The sequence below is a fragment of the Marinitoga sp. 38H-ov genome (assembly GCF_011057715.1).
In the GTDB taxonomy this organism is placed as follows: Bacteria; Thermotogota; Thermotogae; order Petrotogales; family Petrotogaceae; genus Marinitoga.
The window spans coordinates 620-15,237 of the sequence record NZ_LNGH01000001.1 but is presented as its reverse complement, the minus strand read 5'-3'; the positions used below and the strand labels follow the sequence as shown (position 1 = coordinate 15,237).

Annotated in this window: 19 protein-coding genes and 1 pseudogene; 10 read left to right on the top strand and 10 right to left on the bottom strand. The window is 25.1% G+C overall.

Features of this window, described 5'->3' with window-relative positions; all coding sequences use genetic code 11:
- Positions 1-616: 616 nt before the first annotated feature.
- From AS160_RS00100 to AS160_RS00090, 3 genes are read left to right on the top strand one after another with little or no spacing between them, the layout of a single operon-like run.
- The gene (locus AS160_RS00100) at positions 617-961 is read left to right on the top strand and encodes a metalloregulator ArsR/SmtB family transcription factor (protein WP_165143945.1); all 345 of its coding nucleotides are present in this window, start codon (positions 617-619) and stop codon (positions 959-961) included.
- A 17-nt stretch (positions 962-978) separates the two neighbouring features.
- Positions 979-2,016, top strand: a complete 1,038-nt coding sequence (gene arsB / locus AS160_RS00095; protein ID WP_165143944.1) for an ACR3 family arsenite efflux transporter — start codon at positions 979-981, stop codon at positions 2,014-2,016.
- A 4-nt stretch (positions 2,017-2,020) separates the two neighbouring features.
- Positions 2,021-2,791, top strand: coding sequence for a metallophosphoesterase family protein (locus AS160_RS00090; RefSeq protein WP_165143943.1), 771 nt, complete (start codon positions 2,021-2,023; stop codon positions 2,789-2,791).
- Positions 2,792-2,823: 32 nt separating this feature from the next.
- On the opposite strand, the gene AS160_RS00085 is transcribed toward AS160_RS00090, so the two are convergent.
- Both AS160_RS00085 and AS160_RS00080 read right to left on the bottom strand, forming a co-directional pair.
- The gene (locus AS160_RS00085; protein WP_165143942.1) at positions 2,824-4,098 is read right to left on the bottom strand and encodes an SLC13 family permease; all 1,275 of its coding nucleotides are present in this window, start codon (positions 4,096-4,098) and stop codon (positions 2,824-2,826) included.
- Positions 4,095-4,400: a metalloregulator ArsR/SmtB family transcription factor gene (locus tag AS160_RS00080; protein WP_165143941.1), complete on the bottom strand. Its 306-nt coding sequence runs from the start codon at positions 4,398-4,400 to the stop codon at positions 4,095-4,097. The genes AS160_RS00085 and AS160_RS00080 overlap by 4 nt, the downstream gene beginning before the upstream one ends.
- A gap of 199 nt (positions 4,401-4,599) precedes the next feature.
- On the opposite strand from AS160_RS00080, the gene AS160_RS00075 reads away from it, so the two are divergent.
- The 7 genes from AS160_RS00075 to AS160_RS00050 all read left to right on the top strand — a co-directional run bounded on the left by AS160_RS00075 (position 4,600) and on the right by AS160_RS00050 (position 11,735).
- Positions 4,600-5,850, top strand: a complete 1,251-nt coding sequence (locus AS160_RS00075; protein WP_165143940.1) for an amidohydrolase family protein — start codon at positions 4,600-4,602, stop codon at positions 5,848-5,850.
- Position 5,851: 1 nt separating this feature from the next.
- Complete coding sequence (locus AS160_RS00070) at positions 5,852-7,258, top strand: GGDEF domain-containing protein (protein WP_165143939.1); 1,407 nt, start codon at positions 5,852-5,854, stop codon at positions 7,256-7,258.
- 74 nt (positions 7,259-7,332) lie between these two features.
- Positions 7,333-7,641: a hypothetical protein gene (locus AS160_RS00065; protein ID WP_165143938.1), complete on the top strand. Its 309-nt coding sequence runs from the start codon at positions 7,333-7,335 to the stop codon at positions 7,639-7,641.
- A 22-nt stretch (positions 7,642-7,663) separates the two neighbouring features.
- Entirely contained in the window at positions 7,664-9,379 is a 1,716-nt protein-coding gene (locus tag AS160_RS00060; RefSeq protein WP_165143937.1) for a phospho-sugar mutase, read from the top strand.
- Between the two features lie 74 nt (positions 9,380-9,453).
- A complete protein-coding gene (locus tag AS160_RS11335; RefSeq protein WP_239525643.1) occupies positions 9,454-10,314 on the top strand; it encodes an AAA-like domain-containing protein in 861 nt (286 codons plus the stop codon).
- Positions 10,314-10,979: a PD-(D/E)XK nuclease domain-containing protein gene (locus tag AS160_RS11330; RefSeq protein ID WP_239525645.1), complete on the top strand. Its 666-nt coding sequence runs from the start codon at positions 10,314-10,316 to the stop codon at positions 10,977-10,979. The genes AS160_RS11335 and AS160_RS11330 overlap by 1 nt, the downstream gene beginning before the upstream one ends.
- 24 nt (positions 10,980-11,003) lie before the next feature.
- Complete coding sequence (locus tag AS160_RS00050) at positions 11,004-11,735, top strand: SDR family oxidoreductase (RefSeq protein ID WP_165143936.1); 732 nt, start codon at positions 11,004-11,006, stop codon at positions 11,733-11,735.
- A 115-nt stretch (positions 11,736-11,850) separates the two neighbouring features.
- Here AS160_RS00050 and AS160_RS00045 read toward each other — a convergent pair whose 3' ends face one another.
- The 8 genes and pseudogenes from AS160_RS00045 to AS160_RS00010 all read right to left on the bottom strand — a co-directional run.
- Positions 11,851-12,213 (bottom strand): ABC transporter permease, encoded by a 363-nt coding sequence (locus AS160_RS00045; RefSeq protein ID WP_346774408.1) that lies wholly within the window; start codon positions 12,211-12,213, stop codon positions 11,851-11,853.
- A 29-nt stretch (positions 12,214-12,242) separates the two neighbouring features.
- Positions 12,243-12,422 (bottom strand): hypothetical protein, encoded by a 180-nt coding sequence (locus AS160_RS00040; protein WP_165143935.1) that lies wholly within the window; start codon positions 12,420-12,422, stop codon positions 12,243-12,245.
- Positions 12,419-12,595, bottom strand: coding sequence for a hypothetical protein (locus tag AS160_RS00035; protein ID WP_165143934.1), 177 nt, complete (start codon positions 12,593-12,595; stop codon positions 12,419-12,421). The genes AS160_RS00040 and AS160_RS00035 overlap by 4 nt, the downstream gene beginning before the upstream one ends.
- Positions 12,595-13,032, bottom strand: coding sequence for a hypothetical protein (locus AS160_RS00030; RefSeq protein WP_165143933.1), 438 nt, complete (start codon positions 13,030-13,032; stop codon positions 12,595-12,597). The genes AS160_RS00035 and AS160_RS00030 overlap by 1 nt, the downstream gene beginning before the upstream one ends.
- Entirely contained in the window at positions 13,022-13,480 is a 459-nt protein-coding gene (locus AS160_RS00025; protein WP_241244187.1) for an ATP-binding cassette domain-containing protein, read from the bottom strand. The genes AS160_RS00030 and AS160_RS00025 overlap by 11 nt, the downstream gene beginning before the upstream one ends.
- Positions 13,481-13,508: 28 nt before the next feature.
- Positions 13,509-13,655: a hypothetical protein gene (locus tag AS160_RS00020; RefSeq protein ID WP_165143932.1), complete on the bottom strand. Its 147-nt coding sequence runs from the start codon at positions 13,653-13,655 to the stop codon at positions 13,509-13,511.
- Between the two features lie 44 nt (positions 13,656-13,699).
- Positions 13,700-14,422: an ABC transporter ATP-binding protein gene (locus AS160_RS00015; RefSeq protein ID WP_165143931.1), complete on the bottom strand. Its 723-nt coding sequence runs from the start codon at positions 14,420-14,422 to the stop codon at positions 13,700-13,702.
- An 11-nt stretch (positions 14,423-14,433) separates the two neighbouring features.
- Positions 14,434-14,618: pseudogene (locus AS160_RS00010) on the bottom strand (ABC transporter permease); the annotation flags it as partial.

Below are 14,618 nucleotides of genomic sequence, written 5' to 3'. Positions count from 1 at the left end.
TTGATTTGCAAAATACATACTACCAAAAGAAAAGAACTCGGTAAAAAACTTTATTTATCTTTAGATGTTAAGAATGATTTTGTTCTTGATTTTACTGTAGGCATCTTTTCATGAATCAAAATTCTTTGATGATTATTTCAATAAATCTTTTTCTAAGATTTTATTAGATGCAGCATATGATTCATACGATATTTTTCTAAAATAAAATCTTCTGGTTCTATTCCTGTTATTGATTAGAATATGAGAAACACTAAATATCATGAATCATATAATATGTTATGAAATCTTTTAGAACAGTATTTAAGGATGATTATAAATTATGTTGGGAAATAGAACTCGTAAATGGCATTATGGATACATGAACTGAATATGTTTGGTATGTTATAAATAGAAATTATTTAACTTTTACTGGTATTACCGTTGTTTTATTATTAATTGTTCTCTTTAACCTTTTCCATGGTTGTAATTTAAAAAAGATTTCTAATTTTTTCGGTCCTTAGACTTTTTGTACACTCTAGATTCAATATATATAATCTAAACTTAACTTTTAATCAAACTATTTGTATATTTATTTTCATATAATCTATATAACCAAATAATCATATGGAGGGTTTACATGAATAAATTTGTAGAGATAGTAAAGATTTTTTCTGATGAAACAAGATTGAGAATATTAAATATTCTTTTTCAAGGCGAACATTGTAATTGTGATTTAGAAGAAGTTTTAGAATTATCTCAACCAAACATTTCAAAACATTTAAAAAAAATGCTGCTACTTGACTTAGTTACAAGTAGAAAAAGTTCATATTGGACATATTACAAAATAAATCAAAAGGTTTTTAATGAGCATCCTTTTATAATAGAAATTATGAAAGAGATACAAGTATTAGAACCATTTAAAACAGATCTAATAAAATTAAAAGAATATATAAATTCACCAAAAAGATGTAAAAAAAATTAAAAAAGAGGAGTGAAAATATGGAAAAAAAGATGAATGTTTTTGAAAAATATTTAAGCGCATGGGTTGCCATTTGTATTGTTTTAGGGGTCTTAATAGGGAAATTTATTCCCGTGTTTCCTCAAACATTGAGCAAATGGGAATATGCTAATGTTTCAATACCTGTAGCAATATTAATATGGTTAATGATTTTTCCAATGATGCTAAAAATAGATTTTTCAAGTATTAAATATGTTGGGAAAAATCCTAAAGGATTAATTGTTACTTTAACTGTAAATTGGATTATAAAACCATTTACTATGTATTTCTTTGCTTGGATATTTTTTAAATATATATTTGCAGCCTTTATAACACCTGAATTAGCTAGTGAATATATTGCTGGAGCAGTATTATTAGGAGCAGCCCCTTGTACTGCTATGGTATTTGTTTGGAGTTATTTAAGCGATGGAGATCCAGCATATACTCTTGTTCAGGTTGCTATTAATGATTTAGTAATTTTATTTGCATTTGCTCCAATAGTATCTTTCCTATTAAAAGTTGGAAATGTAGATGTTCCTTTTGACACATTATTATTTTCCGTTATAATTTTCGTATTATTACCATTAATTGCAGCAATTTTTACTAGAAAATATGTTATTAATAAAAAAGGAATTGAATGGTTCAATAATGTATTTTTAAAAGAGTTTTCAGTTGTATCAACTATAGGGTTATTGTTGACATTGATAATATTATTTTCATTCCAAGGAGAAGTAATTTTAAATAATTACTTGCATTTACTATTAATCGCAGTCCCATTAATAATACAAACATTTTTCATCTTTTCAATTGGTTACCTTTGGTCATATAAATGGAAATTACCTCATAGAATTGCAGCCCCAGCATCAATGATTGGAGCAAGTAATTTTTTCGAATTAGCTGTAGCAGTTGCAATATCATTATTTGGTTTAGAATCAGGAGCAGTTTTAGCTACTGTAGTTGGCGTTTTAGTAGAGGTCCCTGTAATGCTTACATTAGTTAATATAGCTAATAAGACAAGAACCAAATTTGTATGGGAGTGATAAAATGAAAATAGCATTTATTTCAGATATTCATAGTAATTTAGAAGCATTAAATTCGGTTTTAGAGAATATAAAAAAGAGAAATATTGATAAAATATATTGTTTAGGAGATTTGGTAGGATATGGTCCAAATCCAAATGAAGTAGTTGAAATTATAAGAAATATGAAAATAGAAAGTATTATGGGAAATTATGATGATGCTATAGGTTTTGAAAAAGAAAGTTGTGGGTGTGCATATAATCCCGGAAGAGAAACAGAAGTTGGTGATGAATCAATAAATTGGACAATAAAAAACACAAGTAAAGAAAATAAAGAATTTTTAAAGTCATTACCTATGAAAAAAGAAATAGAAGTTGAAGGAGTTAAAATATTATTAGTACATGGCAGTCCATTAAATCATTTATTAGAATATGTTAAGCCTAATATAACCTCAAAAAGATTAAAAGAATTAACAGATAATGTTAATGCAGATATTATAATAAACGGTCATACACATTTAATGATGGCAAAGCACTTAAATGGAAAAACCGTATTAAATCCAGGAAGCGTAGGTAGAACAAAAGATGGAGAACCATTAGCTACTTATTTAATATTAAATGTTGAAAATGGAGTATATAATTATGAATTTATTAAAGTACAGTATGATGTAAAAACAACAGTAGAAAAAATAATAAAAGTAGGATTACCAGTAGAATTAGCAACAGTTTTGGCATTGGGTAGAACCTTTAATATGGGAGAAGGTAGAAAAAATAAAAATATTGAATTTAAAATATAAATGCTCGGATACCCGAGCATTTTTCATATTTATCATGCATATAATAAATACCCTACATAAATTAATCCTATTATTAAAGAAATGAGTACGGGAACAATTTTCCATTTCATATATTCCGTAAAACCAAACTTCCTACCAATATTTTTTTCTAAATAATTTACTGCAATTATATTTTGAACTGCACCAAGTGGAGTTAAACTTGTTGCAAAATTTGCACCTATTGCAAATGCCCACCATAATACTGGTGTAATACCTTGTCCGACTAATATTTTAATAACTGGTGCTAATATTAAAGCTGACGGTACATTGTTTAAAATTGGAATTGTAATTATTGCTATAATATAAAAAACTCCCAATAGTAAAAGAGGTTGAGGTTCTAAAGGTATAAACATATGAGCAATTTTTTCTGTAAAACCAACTTCTTCCAAAGCATATGATGTCATGTACAATCCAGCAAAGAAAAATAACATATCCCAATCAATATCCTTGGCTATATCTTCATAACCATGTGCAAATTTAAACACAAGAATCGAACCGCCTAATAATGCTATAACAGCTAATTCCACATTTAACGCAGAATGTAGAATAAATAAAATTATTACTAAAACAAAATCTATTAAAGAATAAATCATCATTTTTTTATCAGTTATAGCTTTACTTTCATCCATTTTTTGCAATTTTTCGATGTTATTTAATGTTTTTTCGTCTACTTTAAGATGTTTTTTAAAATATATAAGTACACCTATGAAAGCTAAGATTGATACAGGTCCCATTTTTATCATAAAATCGTTAAAAGAATATCCACTAATTGATCCTATAACAAGATTTAAAGGACTTCCAATTAATGTTGCAGCACCACCAATATTATCCATTAATATTGTCAGCATTATTAATGGAATTGGACTTATTTCAAGCAGATCTGATATTAAAAAAATCATAGGCGCCATTACTAAAATAGTAACAACATTATCTAGAAAAGCTGATGTTAGAGCAACAATAATCATTAACATTGTGACAGTTAAAAAGAATCTTTTACCCCCGAATTTTATTATTTTAATTGAAAAAAATTCAAAAAAACCCGACTTACTTAAAAAAGCAACAATCATCATCATACCAGTTAAAAGTCCCATGGTATCTATATCAACAACATGGCTAAAATTTTCAGTATCTAATCCTTCAACTAATCTTAAAGCTGAGATTATTAAAGCAAGACTAAATACTACAACAGGTTTGTTTTTCTTCCCAAATATAATATATAAATAAGCAGCAGTTACAATTATTAATACTAAAATTGCATTTAAAGTCATTGTATCACCTCTATATTTTTTGTTTCAGTAAATAGATTTTTTAAGTAATTCTTTAAATTTTCAGAAGAAATTTTATAACGAATTTTTTGTGCTTCGCGCTCACATACAACAAAACCATTTTCTTTTAATACTTTCAAGTGTTGTGAAGCTAATGGTTGGGAAATATTTAATTTTTTTGAAATATGATTAACGCATACTGGAGTTTCTATTAAAATATTTAATATTCTTATTCTAATAGGAGAACTCAATAATGAAAATATATTTGATAATTTGTTTATATATTCATCTGAGATATCTATCACTCCTTTCTTATATAAAATATTTTTTATATAAAATCTAAATTATATAATATTCCTTTCATATGATGATATCTTTTCTTTAATATTTAAAGTTGTGGATAAAAGAATTAATTTTTGATATAATTATAAAGTTAAATATCTTTTTATATAATTAGATTATAAAAAATTTAAAATTAAATGCAAAAATTTTTGAGGTGATTACATGTATTATTTAACTAAGAATGGAAATTTTATATATAAAAATGCAAAAAATAACTCAAACAAATATATTACTCCTTTAATTACAGATACTCATATGCATATTTTAGGTTTTGGTGAAAAATTATTAAATATTGATCTTGAAAACATGGAAGATAATGAAATTATTAATATAATAAAGAAAAAATTAAAAGATAATCCAAAAAAAATTGTATTAAGAGGATGGAGTACGACAAACATAGATATAAAATCTTTAGACAACATTACTAAGGATATACCTATAATATTAATTAGAAGATGTGGCCATGTTGCAATTTGTAATTCTAAAGTGATTGAAAAATTAACTAAAAACCTTAATTATATTGACTACAACAGCGGGAAAATAAAAGAAAAAGCTTTAGAAGAATATTATGAAACATTTGGATACTTTTCTAATATTGAAAAAGCGTATGAAGAATCTAAAAAATATTTAATTTCAAAAGGTTATGGATATGTTCATTCTGATGATTTACATGGTATAGATAAGGAAGATTTACCTTTTGATAATGAAATAAAAATATTTGAAAAAGTTGCTATAAATAATTATAATGAATTATTAGATTATTTTAAAAAAGGATATTTTAAAGATTATAAATCTGTAAAAGTATATTTAGATGGTTCTTTAGGAGGAAAAACTGCGTATTTAAGAGAAAAATATAATGATGGTAATGATAGAGGTAATTTGGTTTGGAAAAAAGATGAATTGAAAAAAGTATTAGAATTTTGCGAAAATAATAATCTGCATTTATGTATGCACGCAATTGGAGATGCAGCAATAGATGAAATTTTAAAAAGTTTTGAAGAATTAAAACCTCAAAGCATTCATAGAATAATTCATGCTTCAATTCTGCATGACGATCAAATAGAAAAAATTAAGAAATATAAAATTATTCTCGATATGCAGCCTCAATTTATTGAATCTGATAAATCAATATTAAAAAGTAGACTTAGCGAAAGAGAAAAATTAACATATAGGTTTAAAAAAATATATGAAGAAAATATACCTTTAATATTTTCTTCTGATGCCCCCGTTGAAATGCCTGATTGGATTAGAGATGTAAGAATATTACAAAAGCATGGATTGCCTTTAAAATATATTATTTATAATTTAACATATTTACCACAATTAATTGATGGGTTTAGTAGAGATGAAGGTTACTTGATTTTTGATGATAATCCTTTTGAAAGGTTAACAATACCTAGGATCGGAGAGTAAAATGTTATATACAATATTATTAATTGTTTTGATATTGTTTGTATTTTTATATTTTAAAACTAAATATAAATTAGAAAAAAATATCAAGAATTTTTATTTTATTCTTGATAATTTGCCGCATATAATTGTTATACATGATATGAATAAAATATATTATTTATCTCCTTCATATAAAAATATAATAAATAAAGAAATTAAAAAAATTGAAGATTATTTATCTATATTCTCTGAAAATGAGAAAGCAGAAATAATTAAAATATTATCCGATGAGAAAAAGGGAGTTTATAAAAATGGATATAGAACTATAAATAATAGAGAATTTTATATTATTTCAAAACCTATAATTTATAATGGAAAAAAGGTTTCTATGAAAATATTTAATGATATTACCGATATAATAGAAAAAGACACTGAATTAAATAATATGAACAATGTAAATGAAATAATAAATCAATTGTTGAATTTAACATATTCAAGCGAATATAATTTAATTGGAACTGTAGAAATAATATATAATTATTTAAGAAAATTAAATTTTATAGATTTATTTTCTTTTGCTGAAATAAAAAATGATATTGCAAATATAAATATATATTATAAAAATAAAAAAATGACATATACTTCTAGTAAAAACGATAAAATATTAATATGGTATATATATAATAATAATATTAAGAAGTTATACATTGAAGATATATTTAAATTTAATAAATATAAAACTATTTTAAATTTAGGATCTGAAATTAAAGAACTCACATCATATATTTTCTCTTTTAAATTCGAAAATGAAATCAGTTGTATTTTTTTTTCTAAAATAGGTAATGATGCTTATTCAAACAGAGATAAAAAAATTATAGAATTATTAGCGTCTCAAATTAATTTTATTTTAAGATATCAATATGTCCTACATAAATATAATATAGACAAAGAATATTTTAAAAACATAGCAAATAAAGATCCATTAACAAAATTATATTCAAGATTCTTTTTCAATGAATGGATTTTAAAACATTCTGAATATTTAAAAAGAAAAAATAAGAAAAGTATTTTTGTTATGATAGATATAAATAAATTTAAAAATATAAATGATACATATGGTCATTTAGTAGGTGATGAGGTATTAAAATTTGTTGGTAATAGAATTTTAGAAAATATTAGAGCAATGGATATAGCAGTTAGATTTGGTGGAGATGAATTTTTATTAGTATTTCTTGATACTAATATAGAGGATATAAATAAAAAGATGAAAATTTTATGCAAAGAAATAAAAAAGAATAAATTTGATTTTGATCTTGATATATCATATGGAATATCTGAATTTAATGGAGAAAATTATGTTGAGGCTTTAAAAATAGCTGATGAGAATATGTATAAAATGAAAAATATAAAAAATGGAAATAACAATTAAATATATTGTAATTAAAAAATGCATCTTTTGATGCATTTTTTAATACTTATGGTATAATATTATAGGGTGATAATATGTTAAATGTGAAATTTATGAGTAATCTTAAAACAATAACTGATAAAAAATCAATAAAATTGGATATCGCAGAAGAAAGAAGTATTGAAGAAATATTAGATCTTATAGGTAAAGAAATTAATTCTAACTTCGAAATTGTTAAAAAAGAAAAAGACCATATGATTTTAAAATTATTTATTGATATTATGGGACAAAAGAGTTATATAACTATGAGAGTTAAATTTTTACATAATAATGAATTTATTAATTCTGATAAAAAAATTAAAGATGGGGTATTACAAATACTACCTTTACTAGGTGGAGGATAATTTTAAAAAAGGAGTGATAGAAATGGATTACATGAAAGCATACGAAGAATGGTTAAACAGCTCATATATTGATGAAAATACAAAGAAAGAATTATTATCCATCAAGGATAATGAAAAGGAAATTATGGAAAGATTCTATAAAGAATTAGAATTTGGAACAGCTGGTTTAAGAGGTATTTTAGGTGCTGGATCCAATAGAATGAATATTTATACAGTTGGAAAGGCTACTCAAGGATTAGCTGAATTTATAATATCAAAAGGCGAAGAGTATATGAAAAGAGGAGTTGTTATTGCATATGATGTAAGGCATAATTCAGATGTCTTTGCAAAAACAGCTGCATTAATTTTAGCAGCAAATGGTATTAAAACTTACTTATTTGATCACATAGCTCCAACACCATTATTATCTTTTTCTGTTAGAAGATTACATACAGCTGCTGGTATAGTTATAACAGCTAGTCATAATCCAAAGAATTATAATGGTTACAAAGTATATTGGGAACAAGGTTCACAAATTTTAGATGATGTTGCAATACCAGTTATGGAAAACATAAAAAAATTAACAGACTTTTCTATGATTAAAAAGATCTCAGAAGAAGAAGCTTTGAAAAAAGGATTATTAGAATATGTAGGAAAAGATATAGAGGATGAATATATAGAAAAAGTAAAAGGATTAGCTATAAGAGAAGATATTGATAAAGAAGTAAAAATTGTATACACACCTTTAAATGGAACAGGAAACAAACCTGTAAGAAGAGTGTTAGCAGAAAGAGGATTTAATAATGTATTTGTTGTTCCAGAACAAGAAAATCCAGATCCTAACTTTACAACAGTTGGATATCCAAATCCTGAAGATATTAAAGCATTTGAATATGCTAAAAGATTAGCAAAAGAAAAAGATGCTGATATAATAATTGCTACAGATCCAGATTGTGATAGAACAGCAGTTATGGTAAAACATAATGGGGAATATGTTCCTTTAAATGGAAATCAAACAGGTGCAATTTTAATTAAATATATAATTGAAGGAAGAAAAGAAAAAGGAACTTTATCAGATAAAGGTATGATTATAAAGTCTATAGTTACAGGTGACTTAGGAAAAGAGTTAGCACAAAAGTATGGAATAGTAACTTTTGAAACATTAACAGGATTCAAGAACATTTGTGGTTTAGAAAATGAATTAGAAGGAAAATATGATTTTGAATTTGGATATGAAGAAAGTATTGGTTATGTCACAGGAACATTTGTAAGAGACAAAGATGGTGTTATTTCTTCAATGTTTGTATCTGAAGCAGCTGGATATTATAAAAAACTTGGTAAAACGTTAGTTGATGTGTTAAATGATATGTACAAAGAAATCGGATATTATTTTGAAGATAATTTCTCTATTATCATCGAAGGTTTAGAAGGTATGGCAAAAATGAAAAGAATAATGGAAGTATATAGAAAAGAATTCCCAAAAGAAATTGGAGATATGAAACTTGTAAGATATATTGATTATTTAGAAAAGAAAGATTTAAATTTAACAACAGGCGATACAAAAGAAACAGATGTCCCAAAATCAAACGTATTGAGATTTTTCTTTGATGATGGTTCATGGTATGCTGTAAGACCTTCAGGAACAGAACCAAAACTAAAGATTTATATTTATTCAAAAGATAAAGAAGAAGAAAAATCAAAAGAAAAATTAAAATTGATGAAAGAAAAAATAATGGAAATAATAAACTCAGTTGAATAATTCTCCCCCCCTCTGATTTTCAGAGGGGGTTTTATTATTGAAATGTGATATAATTTTGTTGTGGAGGTGAAACAATGAGACGATTTTGTACTTCTGGACCTGTTGATAAGAACACTTGTTATTATGTTGAAAGACCAGAATTAATGGAAGAAGCACTTGATCATATAGAAAATTGGAGATACTTTACAGTATCAGCACCAAGGCAAACAGGGAAAACTACATTTTTAAATGAAATAGTGGAAAAAACTAAAGATAAATATTTGCCTATATTTATTTCATTTGAAACCCTTGGAAGGATTGAAAATGAGAGTGAATTTATGGAGTTTTTTAAAGAAAAAATAGATTTTTATCTGCAATTCAAATATGGAAAATCATTTGAATATAAAAAAATAAGTAAAATAAGTCATATAAATAGATATATAATAGAAATGAGTGAAAAATTTGAAAAAGAAATAATATTAATGATAGATGAATTTGAAAAGTTTAACAATGAAGAATTAATGAATGAATTTTTACACGCAATACGGGAAATGTATCATATGAGAAAGGGATATAAATTAAGAAGTGTGATACTAATAAGTGTAAATTATTTAAGTGGAGTATTAGAAGATAATGCAAGTCCATTTAATATAGCAGAACACATTGAAGTTCCATACTTTACAAAAGAAAAGGTATATGACTTATTAAATCAACACGAAAAAGAAACAGGACAATTATTTGAAGAAGAGGTAAAAGAACTCATATGGCATAATGCAGGAGGACAACCCGGATTAACTAATGCATTGGCATATGATTTAGTAACAAAAAAAGCAAAAAATGAAAAAATAATAACAAAAGTTCATTTTGAAAAAACATTAAATGATTTTATGTATGTATATATAGATAAAAATATAGCTAATATAATAACAAAGCGAAAAAAGAAAAAGAATTGGTAATGAAAATATTATTTGAACCAGGAAGCGTTGAATTTAATATATATGATGAAAGTATAAATTATCTATATCTAAATGGAGTAATAGATAATTGTGAAGGAAAATGCTGTGTAAGAGTACCGTTATATTATAAAGCATTATATGACAGATTTAAACCACAGATAAATGAGGAAAAGAATTATATGGCAACAATAAAAGATACAATAAAACCATATATAAAAGCTGATAGCAGCTTAGATTTAAATAAATTAATAGAGAGATATACAAAATATATAAAACAAAGAGGAGCAATAATGTTTAAAGGAAAAAATTATTATGAAGGTGTATATCAATATAATTTAGATCAATTTCTAAGTTTATACGTAGAAGCAGCAGAAGGAAAAGTATATCCTGAAACACAAGTGAATGGAGGAAGAATAGACTTATTAATAAACTTTAATAATAAAGAGTATTTAATAGAAGTAAAATCAGATATAACAGAAAATGAATATGAAAAAGCAAAAAAGCAATTATTTGAATATATAACAAGAAATGGATTAAAAGAAGGATGGTTACTAGTATATTCTAGTTCAATAGAAGATTTTGAATATATACCAGAAGAAAAAGATGGAGTAAAAATTAATGTGTGGTTTATAAAAACTAATTTTGAAAGTCCATCGAAAATATAAAAATATAAAAACGGGGGGAAGAGAATGAATTTAGGATTGAAAAATAAAACAGTATTAGTTACTGGAGGAAGTTCAGGAATAGGTTTAGCTGTAGCAAAGATTTTTAGCGTTGAAGGTGCTCAGCCTGTAGTAATATCCAGAAATAAAGAAAAATTGAAAAAAACAGAATTTCCATATATTATGTGTGATCTTTCAAAAAAAGAAGATATAGATAATATGAATAAGAAATTTGAAGAAAATTATGGCGTTCCAGATATTATATTTTTAAATGCAGGAGGGCCTAAGCCTGGATATTTTGAAGAAACATGTGAAGAAGATTGGCAATATGGATTTGAACAAAATCTTATGAGTACTATTCGTATTTTAAAATATTTTTTACCTAAAATGAAAAATAAAGAATGGGCGAGAGTTGTATTTTTAACATCACTTTCTGTAAAAACACCAATAGAAAATTTATATATATCAAATTCAATAAGATTAGGAATAACAGGCTTGCTTAAAACATTATCTTTAGAATATGGGAAGTACAATATAACTTTTAATGCAGTAGGTCCTGGCTGGACAAAAACAACAAGAATTAGAGAATTAGTCAATGAAGATAAAGAAAAGCAAATTTCAGATAGTATTCCTTTAAAGAGGATGGCAATGCCTGAAGAAATAGCGAATGTAGTAGTTTTTCTTTCATCTGAAAGAGCATCATATGTTAATGGTCAAACTATTTTAGTAGATGGTGGATTGTCAAAATTCCCATTATAATAAAGTCTATAAAAAAGATCATAAAAAATCTTGTGTAAATAAAAATAAAACCCTTCTTATTTTACAATATCAAGAAGGTTTTTTCTTTTTTTGACAGTACTTTTATAACTTAACCTCAATTTTTGTATTTCCATATGTTAATTATTGTCATTTTTAATAAAATATATCCAATAACGAACCAGAAAATAGCATTTAATGCTGATATTGATAGCATTTTTGCATTGAATATTCCCCTTAAAACATATTCTCTAACGAATTCTATTGCATGAGTTATTGGATTTACCTTGACTATAGGTTGTAATATGGAAGGAAATACATTTATTGGGAAATATATTGGACTTAAATATTGTAAAAGCGGTATAATTATTGAATTTACTACTGCTACTGCGGTTACGCTTTTCCCTATTATTGCAGAAACTGATGCTGATATTCCCGATAATGTCATTGTTTGAATTAGTAAAAATATAAATACAATTATAAACTTTAAAAATCCCAGATGTAAATATATTAATTTACTAATGTTAATGCATATAACAATACTATCGTATTTAATAATCCCATTCTAAAGAATTTTCCAAATATTAATGTTCTCATTTTTATTGGCAAACTTAATTCAAAATATATTTTTTGTTTCGTCACAAATTCTATTCCTAATTCAACTCCACCAACTATAGAAACTATTATCATTGCCAGAGAATTAAGCCTATTGATAATGCCTGTGAATACATATCGCTATTAGAAATTTTCCCCAATCCATATAGTAATATCATTATAGATATAGTCTGGGATATCAGTAATGTAATTATTTTTGATTTTTCCAGAAATAAGTATTTGGCTTCATATTTATAATATTCCAGCATTAATTTACCTCCATACTCAATATCTGCACTTTGTATTCAACAAATGTCTTTAATACATCATTTTGTACTGTTTCAATGTTATCATTTGTGTATACTTCTATAACATGTTTTAATTCTTTATTTTCCATAGTTGCTACCTGTGTTTTTTCAATACCTAATTTTTCCAGAACATCATCAACCGATATATCTGTATTTGATAAATCAACCACTTTTATATTTGCATTACCAAATTTTTGTTGAATATCATTCTCTATTTTATCTAATTCTGCTTTAACAACTACTTTTTCTACTCCTTCGATTTTTTCTATTTTTTCCTTTATTTCTTTTTTCCAATTTTTTACTGTAAATTTCAATATTTTCATTGTTTTCCCCTCACTGAAATCTATTATTTTTCCACCTATTATTATTTTTTTAGTATCATCTAATTCATTTCTCATATTTGTAACCAATAATATTATCTTCTTTTTTCAAATTTCTTATATGATCCCAGGCTATTTTTTGTGATTCTGGATCGAATCCTATTGTGGGTTCATCAAATAAATGAAATAGCGCATCTTTATTTATTATGGATTTTAAAAATTCTATTTTCTTTTTCGTTCCCCCTGAAAGATGTGTTATCTTCTTTTTCATATCTTCATTTTTTATACCATAACTTTCTGCTAAAGAAATAATATCTTTTTTTCTATATGGACTTTTCACAATTTTAGAATAAAATAATAAAAAGTCTATTATTTTAAATCCAGAAGGCACTATGTTTTCCTGAAAAACTGCACATATATCTTTTCCATTTAAAAATATATTTCCGCTATCTGGTTTCATTATTCCACTCAATATTTTCAATAATGTACTTTTACCACTAGCATTATGTCCAAATAAACTGAAAATTTCCCCTTCTTTAATTTCAAAAGTTATATTATTTAATATTATTTGTTTTTTTTAACTTTTCCGCAATTGTTCTACCTTGAGCATTATTACTTACCTCTAGTAATATATCTATTAAATCCGTATTTTCATTTTTAATCAATTCCAAATTTTTTATTATATCCTTTTTTAAATCCATTTATTAGTGAAAATATATTGAGAATTTATACAAAAAAGAACTATTCATTTTATTAATTCCAGTAATCTTTCTTCATTTTTTCTTGTTGTTTTTTCCAGTAATTCATCTGTTTTTATGTCTGCTGTTATTTCTCCTTTTTTTAATACCACAATTCTATCGGTTTTCTCCATTTCACTTACATCATGACTTGCTAATATTATTGTTTTTCCATTTTTGGATAATTCTTCCATTATTTCATATATTTTCATCTTTGTTTCTATATCCACTCCATTTGTCGGTTCATCTAATAAGTATATTTCTGCTTCTTTTATTAATGCCCTTGCTAAATTCAATCGTCTTTTCATTCCTGTTGATGCTTCCATATATTTGATTTTTCTGTTTTCATATAACCCCATCTCTTTTAATCCTTTTTCTACTTTCTTTTTTAATTCTTTTCCTGTTAGGTTATTTAACATTCCAAAAAAATTTAAATTTTCTTCTAAATTCAATCTATAGTAAAATGACCTTTCATTTGATGTTGCTATTGATATTAGTTTTTTTATTTGTTTTGATTCTTTTTTTACGTCATATCCTTTTATTTTTATTTCACCGTCATCTGGTATTATAAACATTCCTATTGTTTTTATTAATGTTGTTTTTCCTGCTCCATTTGAGCCGAATATTGTTATTTTTTCTCCTCTGTTTATTGTAAGATTTATATTTTTTAATGCTTTTATCCCATTTTTGTATATCTTTGTCAGATTTTTTATTTCTATTATTTTTTCCATTTTTTCACTTCCTAATATTGCGATATTGTGCCATATTTTCTTGCTTTATCAAAACTGTTTTTAAACCAGTACATTCCTATTGGTAATATTATTATTGTCATTATAATCAATATTATTATATCCTCTTTTATTTGGTATAAATTATATCCTTTTATTAATGTTTTTCTCAACCCATCCATTGCATATGTTGTTGGTA

Coding starts and splice junctions, on each gene's coding strand:
- AS160_RS00100 (WP_165143945.1), top strand. CDS start 617: ATGAATAAATTTGTAGAGATAGTAAAGATTTTTTCTGATGAAACAAGA.
- arsB (WP_165143944.1), top strand. CDS start 979: ATGGAAAAAAAGATGAATGTTTTTGAAAAATATTTAAGCGCATGGGTT.
- AS160_RS00090 (WP_165143943.1), top strand. CDS start 2,021: ATGAAAATAGCATTTATTTCAGATATTCATAGTAATTTAGAAGCATTA.
- AS160_RS00085 (WP_165143942.1), bottom strand. CDS start 4,098: ATGACTTTAAATGCAATTTTAGTATTAATAATTGTAACTGCTGCTTAT.
- AS160_RS00075 (WP_165143940.1), top strand. CDS start 4,600: ATGTATTATTTAACTAAGAATGGAAATTTTATATATAAAAATGCAAAA.
- AS160_RS00070 (WP_165143939.1), top strand. CDS start 5,852: ATGTTATATACAATATTATTAATTGTTTTGATATTGTTTGTATTTTTA.
- AS160_RS00065 (WP_165143938.1), top strand. CDS start 7,333: ATGTTAAATGTGAAATTTATGAGTAATCTTAAAACAATAACTGATAAA.
- AS160_RS00060 (WP_165143937.1), top strand. CDS start 7,664: ATGGATTACATGAAAGCATACGAAGAATGGTTAAACAGCTCATATATT.
- AS160_RS11335 (WP_239525643.1), top strand. CDS start 9,454: ATGAGACGATTTTGTACTTCTGGACCTGTTGATAAGAACACTTGTTAT.
- AS160_RS11330 (WP_239525645.1), top strand. CDS start 10,314: ATGAAAATATTATTTGAACCAGGAAGCGTTGAATTTAATATATATGAT.
- AS160_RS00050 (WP_165143936.1), top strand. CDS start 11,004: ATGAATTTAGGATTGAAAAATAAAACAGTATTAGTTACTGGAGGAAGT.
- AS160_RS00040 (WP_165143935.1), bottom strand. CDS start 12,422: ATGATAATAGTTTCTATAGTTGGTGGAGTTGAATTAGGAATAGAATTT.
- AS160_RS00035 (WP_165143934.1), bottom strand. CDS start 12,595: ATGCTGGAATATTATAAATATGAAGCCAAATACTTATTTCTGGAAAAA.
- AS160_RS00030 (WP_165143933.1), bottom strand. CDS start 13,032: ATGAGAAATGAATTAGATGATACTAAAAAAATAATAATAGGTGGAAAA.
- AS160_RS00020 (WP_165143932.1), bottom strand. CDS start 13,655: ATGGATTTAAAAAAGGATATAATAAAAAATTTGGAATTGATTAAAAAT.
- AS160_RS00015 (WP_165143931.1), bottom strand. CDS start 14,422: ATGGAAAAAATAATAGAAATAAAAAATCTGACAAAGATATACAAAAAT.